Source organism: Nitratireductor sp. StC3 (assembly GCF_003015025.1).
GTDB classification, from domain to species: domain Bacteria; phylum Pseudomonadota; class Alphaproteobacteria; order Rhizobiales; family Rhizobiaceae; genus Mangrovimarina; species Mangrovimarina alexandrii.
In genome coordinates this window covers 83,816-102,966 of the sequence record NZ_PYBP01000004.1, presented here as the reverse complement: position 1 = coordinate 102,966, position 19,151 = coordinate 83,816, and the positions used below count along the sequence as shown (strand labels likewise).

Below are 19,151 nucleotides of genomic sequence, written 5' to 3'. Positions count from 1 at the left end.
CGCGTGAACGGTTTCTCGGCCATTATCAGGCTGTGAAGCCTGAGATTTTCCCCTGAAACATGCCGGAGGACGATTGATGAAGAGAGTGTTTGTGGCAGGAGCCTTGCTCGCGGTGACGGCGTCGTTGTCGTTCGCCGGCCCGGTCGAGGATCGCCAGGCGGTTATGAAGGCAATAGGCAAGGCGCTCGGACCCCTGGCGGCGATCGCCAAGGGGGAAAACGCCTTCGACGCCGGCGTGGTCGAGCAAAACCTGACCGCGCTGAACGAGGCCACCGACAAACTCGACGTGGCCGCCCTGTTTCCCGAAGGCAGCACAACGGGCGAAACCGAGGCCCTGCCGGCGATCTGGGAGAATATGGCCGATTTCCAGGAGCGCGCCGACAAGCTGAAAGCCGACGTCGCCGAGGTGGCCTCGTCCATGCCCGCGGACCAGGCCGGCGTGCAGGCCGCGCTGGGCAGGATCGGCCAGAATTGCGGCGGCTGCCATGAAAACTACCGTATGAAGAAGAACTGATCCGGCCGGTTCGCTTGAAAAAATCCACTCTTGGCAGGTTCGTCCTCGTGCTCGCCGCGCTCGGCGTGGCGGGGGCGGCCGCGCTTTTTTATCTATCCGGCCCAAACCGGTTGCCGCAGGAAGCCATCGCGGCGCTTCCCGAAGGCGACGCCGCGCGCGGCGAGCGCATGTTCTGGGCCGCCGGCTGCACGTCCTGTCACGCGCGGCCGGGCGCACAGGGCGATGCGGTCCTGGAACTGGCCGGCGGGCTGGAACTCAAAACACCGTTCGGCACGTTTGTCGCGCCGAACATCTCGAGCCACGAACAAGACGGGATCGGCGGCTGGTCGGCAGGCGACTTCGCCAACGCCATGCTGCGCGGCGTGGCGCCCGACGGAAGCCATTATTACCCGGCCTTTCCCTATGCGTCTTACGCGCGCATGCGCCCGGCCGACATCGCCGACCTTTATGCCTTCATGCGCACGCTGCCGGCGGTGGCAGGTGCAGCGCCGGGCCACGAGCTCGCATTTCCGTTCACCGTCCGTCGCGGGCTGGGTCTGTGGAAACGGCTTTATCTCGACCCCGAGCCTGTGGTCGCGCTTGCTTCCGACGCCGACGAAAAGACGCGCGCGGGACGCTATCTCGTCGAGGGGCCCGGCCATTGCGGGGAATGCCATACGCCGCGCGCGTTGACCGGCGGCCTGAAGACGCAGGCATGGCTGGCCGGCGCCGTCGCGGCCGAGGGCGACGGCATCGTGCCCAACATCACGCCCGGCGAGGGCGGCCTGTCGTGGTCGGCGGGCGATATCGCCTACTATCTGGAATCCGGCTTCACCCCCGATTTCGACACGGTCGGCGGGGCCATGGTCGCGGTCCAGAAGAACATGGCGCGGCTGCCGGCCGAGGACCGCGCGGCGATCGCTGCCTATCTCAAGGCGGTGCCGCCGCGCCCGAACGGTTATCCCGCACGAGACTGACCCCGGCCCGGTCGCCTATCGCGGCTTGCAATAGGCCGACTTCTCGCCCGCACTGTGGTCGGAGCGGATGGCGTAAAGCCACGCCTCGCAACGCGCCTTGCTGGCAAAGCAGCCCGCCTCGAAGATCATCTGGTCGCGGAACATGCCCTTTTGGCCGATGCCGCGAAAGCTGCCGAAATAGGGATCGTCGGGATGCTGGCTGCATATGTTGGGCATTTCGCGCGGCCGCTCGCCCGGCCGCTCGACGATCTCGCCGGCGAAAGCCGGAACGGTGAGCACCGACAACAGCAGAAAACCGGTCAGACAGGACAGTGCCGTAGACGCGTTGCGGATCATGGAATGCTCCTTCGCAAACGTTTGATATGCCCCTTTCTGCAGAACAGAGCCTAATTACGTTTGTGGCGCAACTGCGGTGCGCGAACGCCAGGCTTCGACCCGGGTCGTCAGGCAAGGCCGGTCACTTTCAGCGCGAAGGCGTAGGCAAAGGCGATCTCCTCCAGCCGCGAGAACCGCCCGGACGCCCCGGCGTGGCCGGCGTCCATGTTGATGCGCAGCAGCACCGGATTGTCTCCGCGCTTGCGCGCGCGCAGGCGCGCCACCCATTTCGCCGGTTCCCAATAGGTCACGCGCGGATCGGTCAGCCCAGCCAGCGCCAGGATCGGCGGATAGGTCTTGGCCTCGACATTGTCATAGGGCGAGTAGGCGGCGATCGTGCGGTAATCGTCTGCCGAGGTGATCGGATTGCCCCATTCCGGCCATTCGGGCGGGGTCAGCGGCAGCGTGTCGTCAAGCATGGTCTCCAAAACGTCGACGAACGGCACCTCGGCGATGATGCCGCCGAACAGCTCCGGCGCCATGTTGGCGACCGCACCCATCAGCATGCCGCCGGCCGAGCCGCCCTGCGCGACGATGCGGCCCGGCGCGGTATAGTTTTCGGCGGCCAGATAGCGCGCCACGGCGACGAAATCCTCGAACGTGTTGGTCTTCTTGCCGCGTTTGCCGTCCTCGTACCAGGCGTAGCCCTTGTCCTTGCCGCCGCGCACATGGGCGATCGCATAGACGAAGCCGCGATCGACCAGCGACAGGCAGTTGGTGTTGAAGGAGGCCGGGATCGCGATCCCATAGGAGCCATAGCCGTAGAGCAGGCAGGGCGCGCTGCCGTCGAGCGGCGTATCGCGGCGATAAAGCAGTGAAACCGGCACCAAGACCCCGTCATGCGACGGCGCCATCAAGCGCCGCGTCACGTAGTCATCCGGCGCGTGGCCGGACGGCACCTCCTGTGTCTTGCGCAGCACCCGCTCGCGCGTGCGCATGTTGTAGTCGAAGACCTGCGAGGGCGTGGTCATCGACGAATAGGCGAACCGGATCGTGTCGGTGTCATATTCGAGCGATCCGACGAGACCGAGCGAATAGGCTTCCTCCTCGAACGCCACCACATGCTCCTCGCCGCCTTCGCGTTCGTGCACGACCAGCCGCGGCAGGCCGTCCTTGCGCTCCAGCCGCACGAGGAAATCGCGGAACGCCATGATCGACAGGATCAGCCGGCCCGGCTCGTGCGCGACGAGTTCCCGCCAATTGGCCTGCGAGGGATCGGAGACCGGCGCCGTCATCACCTTGAAGTCCTTGGCGCCGCCGATATTGGTGAGCACGAAGAAGATGTCGCCGCCTTCCTCGAGATCGTACTGGACGCCGGTTTCGCGCGGGCGCACGCATTTCGGCGCGGCCGTCGGATCGGCCGCCGGCAGGACATGATATTCCGACGTCTCGTGGTCGTGGATGGCGACGAACACCCAGTCCTGGGCGCGCGTGCCGCCGACATTCATGAAGAAGCCCGGATCGGTTTCCTCATAGATGAGACGGTCGCTCGCCGTATCGGTTCCCAGGCGGTGGAAAAGCACTTTCGACGGGCGGTGATTCTCGTCGAGCCGGGTGTAAAAAAACCCGTCATTGCCGGCCGCCCAGACACCGCCGCCGCCGGTATCGGCGACCCGGTCGGCAAGATCGGCGCCCGATTCGAGGTCGCGCACCTTGAGATCGTAGAATTCCGACCCCTTGTCGTCATAGCCCCACAGCAGCCGGGCATGGTCGGGCGAATGGTCGGCGCTGCCGAGGCGGAAATAGGGTTTGCCCTCTGCCTCGGCGTCGCCGTCGAGCAGCATGTCGTGCGCCCCGCCTTCGCGCGGCGTGCGAAAGAAGCGCGGCTGCTGGCCGCCGGTCTTGAAGGACGTGCCGTAGGCATAGGGGCCGTCCGGCATGGGAACGGAGGAATCGTCCTCCTTGATCCGGCCGCGCATCTCCGAAAACAAGGCTTTCTGCAGGGCTTCCGTGTCGCCCATCATCGCTGCCTGATAGGCGTTCTCGGCGTCCAGATGGGCGCGGATGTCGGCCGCCAGCACAGCAGGATCGCGGAAAACCTGCTGCCAGTTCTGCGCCCGCAGCCAGGCGTAGTCGTCGATGCGGGTAATGCCGTGATGGCTGGTTTCGACGGGGCGTCGTTCGGCCGTCGGAGCCGGAATATCCGGAAATTTCTCGGTTTTCGCCATGGAACCTTCTCGAAACGCGGAGTGGGTGGGCGTGTCTTGAACACGACATGAACGGGCCGATCAGCCGGTATTCAACCCAGCTATGGCATTCCCGCCCGGTAATCAAATGAACAGACAGCAAACCGGAGGGAATGATGATAACGCGCAAATGCCTTGCCGCCGCCCTTGTCGCGACGACCGTACTCGGCGCCCAGGCCGTCGAAGCCGGCGCCTCGGCCTTTTACGGCTGGCAGGTCGCCAACGTGCCGTGGGGCGACACGCTCAACGTGCGCAAATATCCCGCCAGCCATTCCCAGAAACAGGCGGCCTATCCCAATGGCGCGCCGTTGCAGATGACCGGTCGCTGCACCAAGGGGCTTGCGCTCGACGACGTCGCCGGGCTGCCGGCCTGGCAGCAGGCGCAGGCCGTGCGCTATCGCTGGTGCGAGGTCTGGCACGATCCGAGGCGGACCGGCGACTGGACGACCGGCTGGGTCTACGGCCGCTATATCAGCCCCATTTGATGCCGGCGCTCGCGGTTTCCGGCACAAATATCGGCGCTGGGCGCCATAGCATCTCGGCCGTCCTCCGGGCGGTCTTGGCGTCGGCGCACGCCCTTCTCCGGCCGAGGTTTTCCACAACCGTCCGTTTCTTTTGAAGTCGTTCCGCGGTCGTTTTTGCGCCTTTTTGCCGGCCGGTGACCGGATTTCCGCACGCGCCAAGCGCGGCCAGGCGCCGCATCCGCTTGCCCGGCGTGGGGTGAGCCGCTATGTCACCACACAACAGCATCACCGGCGCGGCGGCTCGCGCGAAAACAGGACTTTTGAATGGCGAGCGGATCGCAATCGCTGACCTTCTTCGTGCTAGTCTTGCCGTTTGTTGCCGCGTTGGCCGCGCCGTTCCTCACGCGAGCGTTGAAGCACAACGCCGCCTGGGTGCTAGCGCTCGCGCCCGCCTTCATCTTTGTCCATTTCGCCGGGCTGCTCGGCACGGTGGCCGACGGGGCCACGGTTTCGGGCGGTTATGCCTGGATTCCCAGTCTCGACGTCCGCTTTTCCTGGTTCCTCGACGGCCTGTCGCTGACCTTCGCCCTGCTGATCTCGGGTATCGGCACGCTGATCGTGCTTTATTCGGGCGGCTATCTGAAGGACCATCCCCAGCTCGGCCGGTTCTTTTCCTTCATCCTCCTGTTCATGGGCGCGATGCAGGGGCTGGTCGTGTCCGATTCGTTCCTCACCCTGTTCGTGTTCTGGGAACTGACCTCGATCACCTCCTTCCTGCTGATCGGCTTCGATCACAGGCGCGAGGCCTCGCGCCGGGCCGCCATCCAGGCGCTGGTGGTGACCGGGCTCGGCGGGCTGTCGCTTTTGGCCGGCTTGCTGGTGGTGTGGATCGCGACCGGCGAAACCGAGCTTTCCGGGCTTTTGGCCGCCGGCGACACCATGCGCCATAGCGCCTTGTATCTGGTGGCACTGGTGCTGGTTCTGGGCGGCGCGTTTACCAAATCGGCCCAGTTTCCGTTTCATTTCTGGCTGCCCAACGCGATGGAGGCGCCGACCCCTGTGTCGGCCTATCTCCATTCCGCGACCATGGTGAAGGCCGGCGTCTATCTCGTCATGCGGCTCAACCCGGCCTTCGGCGGCACGGATGCCTGGGAAACCGTGCTGCCGGTGTTCGGCGGTACGACGCTGATCGTCGGCACGCTGTTGGCGATCCGCCAGACCGACCTGAAGCTGATGCTCGCCTACACGACCGTCGCCTCGCTCGGCATTCTGGTCATGCTGACCGGGCTCGGTTCCGACAAGGCCGTCGAGGGCGCGGTGCTCTATCTCGTCGCCCACTCCCTGTTCAAGGGCACGCTGTTCATGGTGGCCGGTGCGATCGACCATGAAAGCGGCACCCGCGACATCACCGCGCTCGGCGGCTTGCGCCGCGCGATGCCGGTCACCTTCGCCGCCGCGCTTCTGGCCGCGCTGTCGATGGGCGGGCTACCGCCGTTTTTCGGCTTCCTGGCCAAGGAGGAGATCTACGCCGCACTGCAGTTCCAGGACGGCTGGCACGGCCTGTTCACGCTGGTGGCCATACTCGGCAACGCGCTGATGCTGGTGATCGGGTTCGCGGTGGCGCTGAAGCCGTTCCTGGGCCCGCGCGTGGCGACGCCGAAAGAGGCCCATGAGGGGCCACCCCTGCTGTGGCTCGGGCCGCTGACGCTGGCGCTCGTCGGGCTGGTCTCGGCGCTGTTATCCGAAACCGCGCACCATTTCGTGTCGAGCCCGATGGCGAGCGCCGTGGCGGGCAATGACATCGCGGTCCACATTTCCGTCATCCCCTATATCAGCGTGCCGCTGGCGCTTTCGGTGCTGACCGTCATTTTGGGCATCGCCATCTACTGGTTCCTCGACCAGGCACGCGCGGCGATGGCGGCGCTGCTGGCCGCGATCGGCTGGGGACCGGATCGCGGGTTCGACCAGACGATCCGCGGCCTGCTGCGGGCCTCGTTCGGCGTGACGCGGATCATCCAGAGCGGCCGGATGGAAGTCTACATGACCGTCACCTTCATCGCGATCGCGCTGGCCCTGTGGGCTCCGATGACCGTGTTCGGCGAGATGCCGGACCTGCCCGAAATGCCGGACCTGCCGTTTTACGAATGGACGGTGATCGCGATCGCCGTCATCGGCCTCGGCGCGGTGGTCTACGCGCGGGATCGGCTGACGGCGATCGTGTCGCTCGGCATCCAGGGCTTCGCGGTGGCGCTCTTGTTCATGCTTTTGGGCGCACCCGATCTGTCGTTCACCCAGTTCATGGTCGAAACGCTGTCGGTGGTCATCCTTGCCCTGGCGATGACGCGCCTGCGCCTGCATCCCAGCGATCACCGGCCGACAAACGAAAAACTGCTCGACATCGCCGTGGCGGGCGCGTGCGGGGCCGGCTTCGGATTCCTGATCCTGAAGGTGACCCAGATGCCGTTCGACGACAGCCTGTCGGCGTTCTTCAAGACCTATTCCTATGTGATCGCGCACGGGCGCAACGTGGTGAACGTCATCCTGGTCGATTTCCGCGGCCTCGACACGCTCGGCGAAATCGCCGTTGTCATGGTCGCCGGTCTGGCGATCCTGGCGCTGATCCGCGTGCGGGTGCCGAAACCGGCCGCCGGCGGCAAGGAAGGCGGCTGAGATGAGAACCGTCATCTTCCGCACCAGCGCACCCTATCTGACCAGCCTGATGGTGCTGTTTTCCGTGTTCGTGCTGCTGCGCGGCCATAACGAGCCCGGCGGCGGCTTCATCGGCGGCCTGATCGCCGCCTCAGCCTTTGCCATTTACGGCATCGCATGCGGCGTCTCGCCGGTGCGCAGGGCGCTTTATTTCCACCCGATGGCGCTGTCCGGCTTCGGCCTGTTCCTGGCGGCGCTGTCGGGTTTTGCGTCACTGTTTTTCGGGGTTCCGTTCCTGACCGGACTGTGGACGTCGCCCGAAATCCTGGGCGTGACGGTCGATCTGTCGACGGTGCTGTTTTTCGATATCGGCGTTTATTTCGTCGTCGTCGGCTCGGTCACCTCGATCGCGCTTGCGCTCGAAGAACGGGAGCGGCTGTGATGGAAACCGCATTGTCGGGGCTGGTCGGACTGTTTTACGCGGTTGCGATCTATCTGATGCTGTCCAAGCACACGATCCGGATGATCCTGGGCATCGTGATCCTGGGCAACGCCGTCAACATGACCATCTTCGCCGCCGGGCGGGTGTTGCGCGAGGTGCCGCCGATCATCCCGGCCGGCTTCGACACGCCGCCCGAATCGGTCGCCAACCCGCTGCCGCAGGCGCTCGTCCTGACGGCGATCGTGATTTCGTTCTCGTTTTTCGCCTTCCTGTTGGTTCTGGCCTATCGAGCCTACCAGGAGCTCGGCACCGACGACACCGATGAGATGCGTGTGGCCGAACCCGATGGCGAGGGTCCGCCGCCGATGGGATACTGACCGAGATGGCCGTAAGCAGCGCAAATACCGTCGATCTCGGCGCGGCGATGGTGACCGCACCGACGGCGCTCGCCGACTGGGTTGTGATCCTGCCGGTCGCGTTGCCGATCCTGGGTGGCGCGATCCTGCTGATGGTGCGCCATCAGGTGCGCCTGCACGCCTGGATGGCGGTCGTCGTGGCGGCCGCGACCCTGGCCGCGACGACCGCACTGCTCGTCCGGGTGATCGCCGAGGGCGCGCTGGTGATGACGATGGGGCGCTGGCTGCCGCCCTTCGGCATCAGCTTCAACGCCGACGCGCTTGGCGCGACCTTCGCGCTCACCGCCACCTTCGTCACGCTTGTGGGGGCGTTGTTTGCGATCCGCGACATCGACGCGACCGGCCGCCGCTACGGTTTCTACCCGTTCCTGCTGTTGATGCTGGCCGGCGTCAACGGGTCCTTTCTGACCGGCGATCTGTTCAACCTCTATGTCTGGTTCGAGGTCTTCGTCATCTCGTCGTTCGGACTTCTGGTGCTCGGCTCCGAACAGCGTCAGATCGACGGGGCGAGCAAATATGCCGTGCTCAATCTCGTTGCAACGACGGTGTTTCTGATCGCGACCGGCGCGCTCTACGGCACGCTCGGCACGCTTAACATGGCCGATATCGCCAACAAGGTCGGGGCCGCGCGCGAGACAGGCCCGCTGATGACGATCGCCACCTTGCTGTTGTTGGCCTTCGGCATGAAGGCGGCCGCCTTTCCGCTCAATTTCTGGTTGCCGGCCTCCTACCACACGCCGCGAATCGTCACCTCGGCGCTGTTCGGCGGTCTTTTGACCAAGGTCGGCATCTATGCGTTGCTGCGCTCGATGATGGTGCTGTTCCCGCTCGAGCGGGTCGTCTTGTCGGACCTAATCGCCTGGGTAGCCGGCGCGACGATGGTGTTGGGCATCATGGGCGCGCTGGCGCAGTCCGATCTGCGCCGCATCGTCGGTTTCGTCGTGGTGTCGGGCATCGGCGTAATGCTGGCCGGCCTCGCGCTCGGCAGCCCGCTCGGGCTCGCCGGTACCGTGCTCTACGCGGTCCATTCGATCCTGATCATGACGGCGCTCTATCTTCTGGTCGGCCTGATGTACGAGGCCGGCGGCAGCTATTCGCTGCACGATATCGCCGGTCTTTACCGGGCGCACCCGCTGTTGGCGGCGATCGCCTTCGCACTGGTGCTGGCGGCGGCGGGCCTGCCGCCTTTGTCGGGGCTGTGGCCCAAGGTCGTGCTGGTGAAGGCATCGCTGGATGCGGGCATGTGGTGGCTGGCGATCGCCATCCTGGTGAGCGGCATCCTGACGACGATCGCGCTCGCGCGGGTGTTCGCGCTCGCGTTCTGGCGCGACCGTCCGGACGCAGGCCCGGCAGCCGGCGACGGCGCGGCGGCGCAACTTGGGGGCGGATATGCCATATTGGCGGGGCTGCTGGTGCCCGCGATATGGATCGGCATTTATCCTGAGCCGGTTTTGCAGCTCGCCCAGCTCGCGGCGGCCGGGTTGAGCGACCCGTCCGCCTATCTGGAGGCCGTCTTTCCGCTGGGACCCGGCTCATGATCCTTTATCTGAACCATATCCTGCTCGCCCTGGCCTGGATGGCGATCACCGGCTCGGCCAGTTTTTCCAATTTCCTGCTCGGCTTCGCCTTCGGCGCGGCGGCGCTTTATCTGATCCGCGAGCAGGTCGGATCGCTGGGCTATTTCGCGCGCGCGCGCCGCGTCGTCGCGCTCGCGCTCCTGTTCGCCTACGAACTGGTCCTGTCGGCCTGGCGCGTCGCGGTCCTGGTCCTGCAACCGAGGATGGATCTGAAACCGGGCATCTTCGCCTATCCGCTCAAGGTCGACCGCGATTTCGAGATTACGCTTTTGGCCAATCTGATCACGCTGACGCCGGGCACGCTGTCGGTCGACGTGTCGGAGGATCGCCGCTTCCTTTATGTGCACGCGATCGATTGTTCCGATCCCGACCAGACCCGCTTCGACATTGCCACCGGCTTCGAGCGCAAGATCCTGGAGGCGTTCCGGTGAGCGGTGGCGAATCCTTTCTGCTTCTGGCCGAGAACGTCGCGCTCGGCCTGCTGAGCCTGTCCTTTCTGGTCACGGTGTTTCGGGTGATGCGCGGCCCGACGCTGCCCGACCGTATCATCGCGCTCGACATGCTGGTGTCTGTGGCGATCGGCTTCATCGCCGTGATCGGCATCAAGACCGGCATCACGCTTTATGTCGACGTGGCCATCGCGCTCGGCCTGGTCGGCTTTCTGGCCACCGTCGCCTTCGCGCGTTTCGTGATGAGCCGCCGTGCCGGCGAGGAGGGCGAGACGCCGCCGCCCAAAAGCGAGGCAAAGCCATGATGGCCGAATTCTACAATTACCTGGTGGGCGTTCTGATCGTGATCGGTGCGGCCTTTGCGCTGGTTGCGGCGATCGGGCTGGTGCGCCTGCCTGATTTCTACAGTCGCACGCACGCCGCTTCGAAAGCCGGCACGCTGGGAGCCTGCGTGGTTTTGATCGCGCTCAGCATCTATACCGATGACGCGTCGGTGACCACGCGCGCGCTCGCCGGGGTGGTGTTCTTCCTTTTGACCGCGCCGATCTCGGCCCATCTTCTGGCCAGGGCCGCCTATATTGCCGGCTACAAGCTGTGGCACGGATCGGTGCACGACGACATGGCGCGGCAGGACAAGACCGCGCCGGCCACTATCGACTGACGCAGCCGCCGGCCCGAACGTCCACCCTGGCGACACGCAGGACGCATCAGGCAAGCAACGCTGGCGCGCGCGTCGTGCCGCAGCTTTGCGCCCGGTCACGGCTTCATATCCCGTGGTGGCTGCATGTCGATCCCGCCGGAAACGCGCGCCGATGCGGAAATTCTACTTCGAAACTGTTGAGAGACGCAAAAAGCGCGCAAAAGTTGTAAATGATAAATTAAGGATACAAAATCTAGGGGGCATGGCCGATGTATTTCCTCTAAAAATAATCCGAGGTTCTCCTTGAATTGTTTGCCAAAGAGGTTATTTACGGGGCAAGTGAAGCGTCACTAGTCGTGGCGTTCGCGCACAGCTGGCGAGCAGCGCCGAAGAACGCTGCGTGACCATCGAGTATCTTGAAAATTGGGGCCTTAGACAATTATGGAAACTTCCGAGACAGCCGTGGCAAACAACGACAATCTGATCGAACTGACGGCCGACGTGGTTGCTGCCTATGTCAGCAACAATCCGGTGCCGGCGGCCGAACTGCCGAACCTGATCGCCGATATTCACGCCGCGCTGGGGCGTGTCGGCGTCGCGGCGGAAGCCGCGCCGGCAGAAAAGCCGAAGCCTGCGGTGAATCCGAAGAAGTCGATCCACGACGACTACATCATCTGTCTCGAGGACGGGAAGAAGTTCAAATCGCTCAAGCGTCACCTGATGACGCATTATGGGCTGACGCCCGACCAGTACCGCGAAAAATGGGGTCTGGACGCGAGCTACCCGATGGTTGCGCCGAGCTATGCCGCCGCGCGGTCCGCGCTTGCCAAGAAGATGGGCCTTGGTCGCAAGAGCAAGAGCTAAGCTCTGGTTCGGTCTCCCGAATCCGCGAGCGGCGCCTTCGGGCGCCGTTTTCGTTTGTGCCCGCGCCGGACGCGGCAGCCGGTCCCAACAGATCATAGACCTGTTTGAGCGCGATATGCCGGTTGAGATCGTAGCTCCAGTGACGGCGTTCGCCCTTCAGCCTTTCCCGTTCGATCAGCCGCTTGAGCCGCAGGCGCACCAGCCGTTTGCGGGCAGGTGGCGCCTCGATGGCGGCTTCCAGGTCGATGCCGCAGGCGGCAAACAGCGCCACCCGGGCGGCGGCCAGGCGCACTTGTTCGGCTTTTCTGCCGCCGAAGGCCCGTGCCTCGTCGATCAAGCGTCGCATCCGAACCTCCCATCCCGGCGTCGGTGACGAGTGTTGCCGGTCTGGGCCGGGTGGGGAGGAAATCGGCCGCAACGTTCGGTCTCGTCCAAAAAAGATCGAACAAAATCAAAGTTCTAAAATTATTCTGTGCCGGTAGGCGTTGCCTGTTTGTTCACAGGTCGGCGATGGATCGATATAAGAACATATTCCTATATTTGAAAAGGGAACATGTCTCGTGATCGCCAACCGCGCCTTTGACGCAGCCCCTGAAACGGACCCGCCGATCCTCGGGCAACATCGCTCCTCCAAAGATCCGATCGAACGCAAGATCGAGATCTGCGAATGCATGATCGATATTGCGGCGGCGATCTTTGCCGTCAGCAGCAAGGAGCTGCGCCGTCCCGGCCGCACCGCGCTGGCGGTGGCGCGCGTGCGCCAGATCGCGATGTATGTCGCCCATGTCGTCATGGGCTTGTCGATGAGCGAGGTCGGTCGCGGTTTCGGACGCGACCGCAACACCGTCCTGCACGCCTGTCATCTGATCGAGGACATGCGCGACGACGAGGAGTTCGACGCCATCGTGGCCATGGCCGAGCGCGTCGCCCGGGCGGCGCTGCGTTATCGGGAGTTCGCCTGAAATGGCGCCCGTCAGCCGAAAGCCGAAATTGCGTATCCTGCGCTTCCTGGCCTGCAACCAGGCGAGCGCACAGGAGTGCGCAGGGGCGGGCCGCACGCGACTGGTCGGCGTGACGCGCGGGTCAATCAGTGTGGAAACCGAGGCGCTGGACGCCGTGCTGCGGGCCGGACTGGCACGCCAACGCGACGGTCGTCTCGCCCTGACCGCCGCCGGCCGGGCAAGCCTGGCGCGGATGAAGGCAAAGCCCGACCCGTTCCGCGACCAGCATGGCGACACGATCGAGGTGGAGATCGATGTCGACGGCCTGCGCCACAAGGTCAGGCGCAATCTGGCCGAATCGCCGCTGTCGCAATTGGCACGCCGCCGCACGCGCGACGGTGCTGCGTTTCTGAGCGAAGCGGAATGCGATGCCGGTGAGCGCCTGCGTTCGGACTATGACCGGGGACGCCTGACACCGCGCATCAGCGCCAATTGGGATGCGGCCATCGCCTCACGCCGCCGCGGCGAGAGCGGCGGTCTTGCGGAACTGACCGAAGCCGCCCTGGCGGCGCGCCAGCGCGTCAACGCGGCGCTTGATGCCGTCGGCCCCGAGCTTGGCGGGCTCCTGATCGATGTCTGCTGTTTTCTGAAAGGGGTCGGACAGGTGGAAACCGAGCGGCAATGGCCGGCGCGCTCGGCAAAGATCGTGCTGAAGACGGCGCTCGCTGCCCTGGCTCGCCATTATGCGCCGGGGTCCGCGCGCGGCCGACGGCGCGGCAGCCATCACTGGGGCGCAAAAGACTTCCGACCGTCCCTGCGCGCGCCGACCAGCGCGGAATGAGCGTCGGATGAAAACCTGTTGGCAAAAAGCGCTTATGCGCGCATCGGAGCCGAGACGGCCGCGCCGGGCTCAGGCTTGTTCGCGCAACGCGGTTTCGGCGTCCTTGCGCATCCGCAAGACCATGGCGCGCAGGCCGTTGGCCCGCTGCGGCGTCAGGTGTTCGTCAAGGCCGAGCTGGCGCAAAACCGGTTCGGCATCGGTCGCGGCGATCTCGCTGGCCTTCCTGCCCGAATAAAGCGCGAGCATGATCGCCACCAGGCCGCGCACGATATGGGCGTCCGAATCGCCGGCGAACCGGATGACCGGATCCTCGCCCGGCTCCCGCGCGGTCGTCAGCCAGACCTGGCTGACGCAGCCGCGCACCTTGTTTTCGTCGGTCTTGTTTTCATCGGCGAACGGCGGCAGGTCGCGACCGAGATCGATCACATAGCGGTAACGATCCTCCCAGTCGTCGAGGAAGGAGAAATCGTCGAGTATGGTTTGCAGGTCAGATGTCATGAATCGCGCAGCCTTTGCCCCCGCATATAGGGGCTCGCGCGGCGTACGTCACTTCCTGAATGCCGATTGCGGCGAATCAATCCGCCGTCGCACCGGTGTCCGCGGGCTCCGTCGCAACGGTTCCCGTGGTCAGGGCCGGGTCGGACTGCCCGAACTGATCGTCCAGCAACTCGTAGGCGATGCGCGCGCTTTCGCGGGCCCGCACGCCGATCGTCTGGACCGCGGCGCGGCCGGTCTCGCACACGCCGGGCTGGCGCTCGCACATCGATGACACGTCGCTGATGGCGGCGCGCGCGGCAAACACCGCCTCGAGCGGATCGACCGTGGCTTCGGGGTCGGCGCCCTCCGGCGAGATCGGCAGCAAAAGCAGGACGAGCGAAAACCAGAATGCCGTCTTGATCAGGAAACCCATAGTTCTTCCCCATCGACAAAGCCGGCGCTTGCGGGTGCGTGGCCGGGCTTTTTCCCTTCACGCATCGACATGCCACAGGCGCGCGAAAGGACGCTTGCCGCAAAAGCGGGTTTTTTCGTCAAATTCGACATAAATGCCCATAATCGGGTTTTTATGAGAATTTGCCGCGATTCCCGCCGGTTTCCGAAAGCCGGCATTAACGAGCCAAGCGGCTGTTTTTCCTATAATTTCGTAGTCTTTTCAGCGCATGGCGACCATAGTGCGGGATAAAACCGGCCGCCTGGCGCGCATACCAAGCGTTTACCATCCGCCGATGTTCCGCGGCCCGTGCCCCGTTAAAATCGGATTTTCGGTGAAGCTTCGCCCGGTGGCCGCCGGCCCTTATTCATTCCTTAAAGGGTGAATGAGAGGTTCGGGGAAAACGGCGATCCGCTAAGCGGACAAGTGGCGAGTACGTGTTTTTGGGTAGCGTCCATAAAAGTTTCGGAGGATGGCAGAACCGGCTTTCGCAGGCGTGCGAAGGGCTGGTGCATCCAGGCGTGGCCGAGCCCGCCGAACGCGCGCGCCAGCGCCGCCTGCTGGCCGCGTCGCTGACCGGCCCGTTTCTGGCCGCGGCCGCTTTCGCCCAGGTGCTGACCATCCCGCTCGGCGTTTCCGCAGCGCTTGCCGCGATCTGCCTGGTGTTCGTGGCCGGCTGGTCGGCGGCCGTGATCGTGGCGCAGACCGGCTCGCGGCGCTTAGCAGAACCGCTTGCCCTTGGCGCGGCGGTGCTTTCCTGCGCCGTGATCCTGTTTTTCGCCGGCGGCTTCGCCTCGCCGCTGTTTCTTGCCTGGCTGCCCCTGGTCGTGGAAACCGAAAATGTCGGACGCGACCGCCGCTCCCTGCTGATCGGCGCAGGCGCGGCCGGCGCGGCGGTTCTGCTTGCGAGCCTGGGCGGTCTGCTTGCACCGGACCTGCCGGCGATCGGCGCCTCGGCCGGCCATTGGCTGCTGCCCGTGATCTATGCCGGCGTGTGGTTCGCGCGCAGGAGCGGCGAGCGGGAGGCGGCGCGCAACGAAACCGACGTACCGCAGGAAGAGACGCTCGGCGGGCTGCTCGACGCCGTGACGCTGCGCTTTGCCGGCAATGGCGAATTGTCCGACGCCTCGGCGCAGGCGCGCATGCTGTTGCGCCTGGAACCGGAATTTCTGCTCGGCACGGGGCTGTTCGACCGGATCCACGTGTCCGACCGGGTGCATTATCTGAACGCGCTGGCCGACATGCGCGAAGGCGCCGACCGTCGCTCACTCGAAGTGCGGGTGCGCCTTCCACGCCGGGACAAGGGCGAGGTCGGGGCCGTCTATGGCCCGTTCCGGCTGGAGCTTGCCGGCGGCGGCGCGGTTGGCGGCGGCTTCTTCGGTTTCCTGCGCGCTAATGATGACGTGGTCCGGCTGCGCGAGGACCTGGAAACGGCGGTTGCGCGCGCCGAAGCCGACCGGTCGCGGTTCCTGTCGACCGTCAGCCACGAATTGCGAACGCCGCTCAACGCGATCATCGGCTTTTCGGACATGCTCCTGCAGGACTTGGCCGGTCCGCTCGCCAACGAGCGCCAGCGCGACTATGTCGGCCTGGTTCAGGAATCGGGCCAGCATTTGCTGTCGGTGGTGAACTCGATCCTCGATATCGCCAAGATCCAGGCCGGGACCTATACGCCCAGCAAGGAACATTTCGTGGTCGACGAGATCGTCGCGACCGCTCGCGCGATCGTGTCGTGCCAGGCCAGAGCCAAGCAGGTGCGTGTCGATATCGCCGGCGACCAGCCGCTGGGCGAGGTTTTCGCCGACAAGCGCGCCCTGCAGCAAATTCTCATCAATCTGCTTGCCAACGCGGTCAAGTTCACGCCCGAAGGCGGCATGGTGACAGTCGGCGGATCGCGCGACGACGGCCGGCTGGAACTGTGGGTCAGCGATACCGGCATCGGAATGGCCGAGAACGACCTTCATCAGATCGGCAAGCCGTTTTTCCAGGTTGTGAACGACTACACCCGCCAATATGAGGGGACGGGGCTCGGCCTTGCCCTGGTGAAAGGGCTGATCGAGCGCAACGGCGGCACGATGGCGATCGAAAGCGCCCCAGGCGAAGGCACGACGGTCACGATCGCGGTGCCAGAAAACGGAACCGCCGCGTCCGAAAACGTGCCGCATATCGTGAAGATCGAGACGGAAAGACAATCGAGAGACGCATCCGATGACCCGCTCCGCAAATTCGCGTAGGAAAAGCCCGGTTCTGGCCGACACGCTCGGCAGTCTCGCGACCGCTCTGGGCGCGACGGTTGCCCGCAATCCGATCCTCGTCGGTGGCGTGACCGCGTTCGTGGTGGCGTTGGGATATGTGTCGGCGAATGCGCTGTGGTACCAGCCCTATCAGCACCCCAAGCCGCTGATTGAGACCCGCATCATGGTCAAGGCCGAAGCGCCGGTTCCCAGCCAGACGCCGCGCGAGGAGCCGGTGGCGGCGGTGTTGCCGCCGAGCCCGGACGTGACCGCATCGGTGCCGGCCCCCGCACCGGCACCGGCGCCGGCCGCCGGGGATCCGGTCGTGCGCAAGGTGCAGGAGACGCTGGCGCGTCTGAACCTTTATGACGGCGACGTCGACGGTCTTTCCGGCCCGTTGACCAAGCAGGCGATCGCCGCCTATCAAAAGACGATCGGGCTCGCGGTCGACGGCGAGATCAGCGATGCGCTGCTGCACCAGATCGAGGGCCCGCTAGCCGAAAAGAAGATCGCCGCCTTGCCCGCGCCGGCGCCGCGCCCAAAACCGCGCCACGCCGCGCCCGTCGAAGACGGTTCCGCACAGCTCGGCGATGCCGATATCGTCAAGATCCAGGCGGGGCTGCGGGCTTTCGGGCATGACGGGATCGACCTCGACGGGATCGTCGGCGACCAGACGAGCAGCGCGATCCGCGAGTTCCAGTCGCTGTTCGGTCTTCCCGTCACCGGCCAGCCCGATGCGCAATTGCTTGTCAAGATGACCGAAATCGGGCTTACGAACTAGAGCAATACTGCTTTTCGTGGAAGCGCAGATCCGCTCTAACTTATTGTTTTAAAGCGTTTTCGAACGGCGAACCGGTTTCTATCTCGCCTGGAAACGCTCTAGGCCGACCGTCCGCGCGCCAGGGCCAGACGCGGTCCGGCAGCAGGCGAGGTTCGCAAGTGCGCGTCACATCCGATCTCTTCGTATCGTCCTTGATCCGGCGGGCTTTCGCGGCCGGCGGGTTCGCCGCCATCGTGCATCGCGGGGCGACGGAGGCAGGCGCGATCTTCGTGGTCGAGCGCGGCCGCAACGGCGCGGTGAGCCTGTTCGCCCCCGCGCCGCAAACCGGTTATGGCGAGGGGAGGCCGGGCGGACGGCTGTTCGTCTTACTGCCGGAGATCGTCGACGAGGACACGCTGAGCAGGAAACTGGAGCGCGAATTGAAGTTCGATCCGGACGCCTGGGTGGTGGAGCTCGAACTTTCCACGCCGGTGAGCGACATGATCGACCTTGCTACGCCCTGAGCGCGGTGGCCTCGTCGCGCCCTGACGCAAAGGTAGATTTTTCGGACCGGTCCGCGCTTTCGCGCCAACTGGTTTCAACCTGGGCGCGTGCCGCGTCGCGGCTGATCGATCGGAATTTTTCCAGGAACAGGCGGATATTCCTGCGCTGCGGAAAGCGCCACGGCGAGGCCGCGCAGGCAAGCAGGAATGCCTGCTCCTCGGTGAGGTCGAGCGAGCGCAGGGCGACGAGCAGGTCGTCATAGGTGCGCGCGCGCGCAATCATCCGTGCCGTGTCGTAAGGCAAGCAGACGGTCTCGGCGAGTGCGCGGAAGAACGGCTCGCGGTTTTCGGCCAGGGCGGCCGCCCTCAGCTTGCGGAAATGGTCGCCATCGTGCGTCGCGTCGTCCGCAGCCTTGGCCGACAAGCCCTCGCAAGCGGCGTTTTCATTGTCCGACATGGTCTGAAGCAGACGGCGGCGGGCGAGTTCGGCCAGACCGCGGCTGGCCGGGGTCGGCGTCGGCGCGGCCTGTTCGGGCGGCCGTGCGGCCGTCGCCTCGAGCAGCTTGGCGACCTGGATGATGGTGGGGTGGACGCGCGGCCGTCTCTTGATGACGCGCGCATGGGTGAGACCGTGCCGGGCGATCAGGCCGAGCAACGCAGCGTCGCCGAGCAGCGGCGAGCGGATGAGCAGGGGCGCGGCGATGTCGGCACTCTGCTCGCACAGCCGCGCCAACAGGCCCGGTGGAGTATGCGGCGATTCCGACAGCACGGCGGCCACGTAACGCAGCGTCTCGGCCGGGACCTTGTCGAATAAGGGGGCGGCGAGCTGGTCGAGCTGGCGGATTTCGCGCCGGCTGGGCCGCGTCAGCGACGCGAAGGCCGAAACCGCCGCGCGCAACAGCCGCTCGGCCTTGCCGGCCTGGTCGCGGTCCGCAATTCGCCTGAAGTCCGCTGTACTCACTGGTTACGCTCTACGCCTCGATGACCGGTTACGCTGACCCCGCCGGGCTGCCTGATCTGCCCGTGCGCATATGCCAGCACGCTACAATCAATGTGTTAGCAAGCTGTTAACCCTATGGTGGGCACAGTTGGAACGACAGCGTCGTAAGCGTGCCCATCGTGTCCCATGCACCGGAACGCACAGCCATGACGAACATTATCCAGTTCCACGCCCATAGCGCCCGGCGCAAACCGGCCTGTCATCGCAGGTCCGGCAGCGCCGCGATCATCGTCTTTCCCGGTATTCGTTACGAACGCCAGGGCGAGGCGTTGCGCAAACAAGGCCCGGCGGACACGCCAAAACCGTCGCGCCGTCCGCCGGTTTCCGGTCGCTCCTGACCGAGCGGAGCAAACCGGCGCCAAGACGCTTGCCCGGTTTTGCCGCCGTGCCCGGTTCCTGTCCAGCGGAAGCC

The 19,151-nt window shown here is 65.1% G+C and carries 22 protein-coding genes and 1 pseudogene; 17 read left to right on the top strand and 6 right to left on the bottom strand.

Annotation, left to right across the window (positions count from 1 at the left end; all coding sequences use genetic code 11):
• Window positions 1-76 precede the first annotated feature (76 nt).
• Together C7T96_RS09930 and C7T96_RS09925 are read left to right on the top strand one after the other, a co-directional pair.
• Window positions 77-514, top strand: coding sequence for a cytochrome c (locus tag C7T96_RS09930; protein WP_199190445.1), 438 nt, complete (start codon window positions 77-79; stop codon window positions 512-514).
• A 14-nt stretch (window positions 515-528) separates the two neighbouring features.
• Complete coding sequence (locus tag C7T96_RS09925; protein WP_238719692.1) at window positions 529-1,470, top strand: cytochrome c; 942 nt, start codon at window positions 529-531, stop codon at window positions 1,468-1,470.
• Between the two features lie 15 nt (window positions 1,471-1,485).
• On the opposite strand, the gene C7T96_RS09920 is transcribed toward C7T96_RS09925, so the two are convergent.
• Both C7T96_RS09920 and C7T96_RS09915 read right to left on the bottom strand, forming a co-directional pair.
• Window positions 1,486-1,806 carry a hypothetical protein gene (locus C7T96_RS09920; RefSeq protein ID WP_106571073.1) on the bottom strand — a complete coding sequence of 107 codons (321 nt, stop codon included), beginning with the start codon at window positions 1,804-1,806 and terminating at the stop codon, window positions 1,486-1,488.
• Window positions 1,807-1,913: 107 nt separating this feature from the next.
• Window positions 1,914-4,013, bottom strand: a complete 2,100-nt coding sequence (locus tag C7T96_RS09915; protein ID WP_106571072.1) for a S9 family peptidase — start codon at window positions 4,011-4,013, stop codon at window positions 1,914-1,916.
• A 131-nt stretch (window positions 4,014-4,144) separates the two neighbouring features.
• On the opposite strand from C7T96_RS09915, the gene C7T96_RS09910 reads away from it, so the two are divergent.
• The 9 genes from C7T96_RS09910 (at window position 4,145) to C7T96_RS09865 (ending at window position 11,532) form a co-directional block, all read left to right on the top strand.
• Window positions 4,145-4,516, top strand: a complete 372-nt coding sequence (locus C7T96_RS09910) for a hypothetical protein (RefSeq protein WP_106571071.1) — start codon at window positions 4,145-4,147, stop codon at window positions 4,514-4,516.
• 303 nt (window positions 4,517-4,819) lie between these two features.
• On the top strand, window positions 4,820-7,165 hold the full coding sequence (locus C7T96_RS09900) for a putative monovalent cation/H+ antiporter subunit A (protein ID WP_106571069.1): 2,346 nt from the start codon (window positions 4,820-4,822) through the stop codon (window positions 7,163-7,165).
• Window position 7,166: 1 nt separating this feature from the next.
• Window positions 7,167-7,586, top strand: a complete 420-nt coding sequence (locus tag C7T96_RS09895) for a Na+/H+ antiporter subunit B (RefSeq protein WP_106571068.1) — start codon at window positions 7,167-7,169, stop codon at window positions 7,584-7,586.
• Window positions 7,586-7,963: a Na+/H+ antiporter subunit C gene (locus C7T96_RS09890; RefSeq protein WP_106571067.1), complete on the top strand. Its 378-nt coding sequence runs from the start codon at window positions 7,586-7,588 to the stop codon at window positions 7,961-7,963. Before C7T96_RS09895 ends, C7T96_RS09890 begins: the two co-directional genes overlap by 1 nt.
• A 5-nt stretch (window positions 7,964-7,968) precedes the next feature.
• Window positions 7,969-9,540, top strand: a complete 1,572-nt coding sequence (locus tag C7T96_RS09885) for a Na+/H+ antiporter subunit D (protein WP_106571066.1) — start codon at window positions 7,969-7,971, stop codon at window positions 9,538-9,540.
• On the top strand, window positions 9,537-10,010 hold the full coding sequence (locus C7T96_RS09880; protein ID WP_106571065.1) for a Na+/H+ antiporter subunit E: 474 nt from the start codon (window positions 9,537-9,539) through the stop codon (window positions 10,008-10,010). Before C7T96_RS09885 ends, C7T96_RS09880 begins: the two co-directional genes overlap by 4 nt.
• Entirely contained in the window at window positions 10,007-10,333 is a 327-nt protein-coding gene (locus C7T96_RS09875) for a cation:proton antiporter (RefSeq protein ID WP_106571064.1), read from the top strand. The genes C7T96_RS09880 and C7T96_RS09875 overlap by 4 nt, the downstream gene beginning before the upstream one ends.
• Window positions 10,333-10,689, top strand: a complete 357-nt coding sequence (gene mnhG, locus C7T96_RS09870; protein ID WP_106571063.1) for a monovalent cation/H(+) antiporter subunit G — start codon at window positions 10,333-10,335, stop codon at window positions 10,687-10,689. Before C7T96_RS09875 ends, mnhG begins: the two co-directional genes overlap by 1 nt.
• A 420-nt stretch (window positions 10,690-11,109) precedes the next feature.
• Window positions 11,110-11,532 carry a MucR family transcriptional regulator gene (locus C7T96_RS09865; RefSeq protein WP_106571062.1) on the top strand — a complete coding sequence of 141 codons (423 nt, stop codon included), beginning with the start codon at window positions 11,110-11,112 and terminating at the stop codon, window positions 11,530-11,532.
• Window positions 11,533-11,617: 85 nt separating this feature from the next.
• Here C7T96_RS09865 and C7T96_RS24535 read toward each other — a convergent pair.
• Window positions 11,618-11,824 (bottom strand): annotated as a pseudogene (locus tag C7T96_RS24535) (cytoplasmic protein); the annotation flags it as partial.
• 268 nt (window positions 11,825-12,092) lie between these two features.
• On the opposite strand from C7T96_RS24535, the gene C7T96_RS09855 reads away from it, so the two are divergent.
• Window positions 12,093-12,494 carry a helix-turn-helix domain-containing protein gene (locus C7T96_RS09855; RefSeq protein WP_245414112.1) on the top strand — a complete coding sequence of 134 codons (402 nt, stop codon included), beginning with the start codon at window positions 12,093-12,095 and terminating at the stop codon, window positions 12,492-12,494.
• A gap of 1 nt (window position 12,495) precedes the next feature.
• Complete coding sequence (locus C7T96_RS09850) at window positions 12,496-13,314, top strand: DUF6456 domain-containing protein (RefSeq protein ID WP_106571061.1); 819 nt, start codon at window positions 12,496-12,498, stop codon at window positions 13,312-13,314.
• Between the two features lie 69 nt (window positions 13,315-13,383).
• Here C7T96_RS09850 and C7T96_RS09845 read toward each other — a convergent pair whose 3' ends face one another.
• Together C7T96_RS09845 and C7T96_RS09840 are read right to left on the bottom strand one after the other, a co-directional pair.
• Window positions 13,384-13,812 carry a SufE family protein gene (locus tag C7T96_RS09845; RefSeq protein ID WP_106571060.1) on the bottom strand — a complete coding sequence of 143 codons (429 nt, stop codon included), beginning with the start codon at window positions 13,810-13,812 and terminating at the stop codon, window positions 13,384-13,386.
• Between the two features lie 76 nt (window positions 13,813-13,888).
• A complete protein-coding gene (locus C7T96_RS09840) occupies window positions 13,889-14,224 on the bottom strand; it encodes a DUF5330 domain-containing protein (protein WP_106571059.1) in 336 nt (111 codons plus the stop codon).
• Window positions 14,225-14,763: 539 nt separating this feature from the next.
• Between C7T96_RS09840 and C7T96_RS09835 the strand changes: the two genes are divergently transcribed.
• The 3 genes from C7T96_RS09835 (at window position 14,764) to C7T96_RS09825 (ending at window position 17,760) form a co-directional block, all read left to right on the top strand.
• Entirely contained in the window at window positions 14,764-16,476 is a 1,713-nt protein-coding gene (locus C7T96_RS09835) for a PAS domain-containing sensor histidine kinase (RefSeq protein ID WP_146149160.1), read from the top strand.
• Complete coding sequence (locus C7T96_RS09830; RefSeq protein WP_106571057.1) at window positions 16,451-17,257, top strand: peptidoglycan-binding protein; 807 nt, start codon at window positions 16,451-16,453, stop codon at window positions 17,255-17,257. The genes C7T96_RS09835 and C7T96_RS09830 overlap by 26 nt, the downstream gene beginning before the upstream one ends.
• Before the next feature lie 158 nt (window positions 17,258-17,415).
• Window positions 17,416-17,760, top strand: coding sequence for a DUF1491 family protein (locus C7T96_RS09825; RefSeq protein WP_106571056.1), 345 nt, complete (start codon window positions 17,416-17,418; stop codon window positions 17,758-17,760).
• Here C7T96_RS09825 and C7T96_RS09820 read toward each other — a convergent pair.
• On the bottom strand, window positions 17,750-18,700 hold the full coding sequence (locus C7T96_RS09820; RefSeq protein ID WP_106571055.1) for a hypothetical protein: 951 nt from the start codon (window positions 18,698-18,700) through the stop codon (window positions 17,750-17,752). The genes C7T96_RS09825 and C7T96_RS09820 overlap by 11 nt on opposite strands.
• 185 nt (window positions 18,701-18,885) lie before the next feature.
• Between C7T96_RS09820 and C7T96_RS09815 the strand changes: the two genes are divergently transcribed.
• Window positions 18,886-19,077, top strand: coding sequence for a hypothetical protein (locus tag C7T96_RS09815; protein ID WP_106571054.1), 192 nt, complete (start codon window positions 18,886-18,888; stop codon window positions 19,075-19,077).
• Window positions 19,078-19,151: the final 74 nt, after the last annotated feature.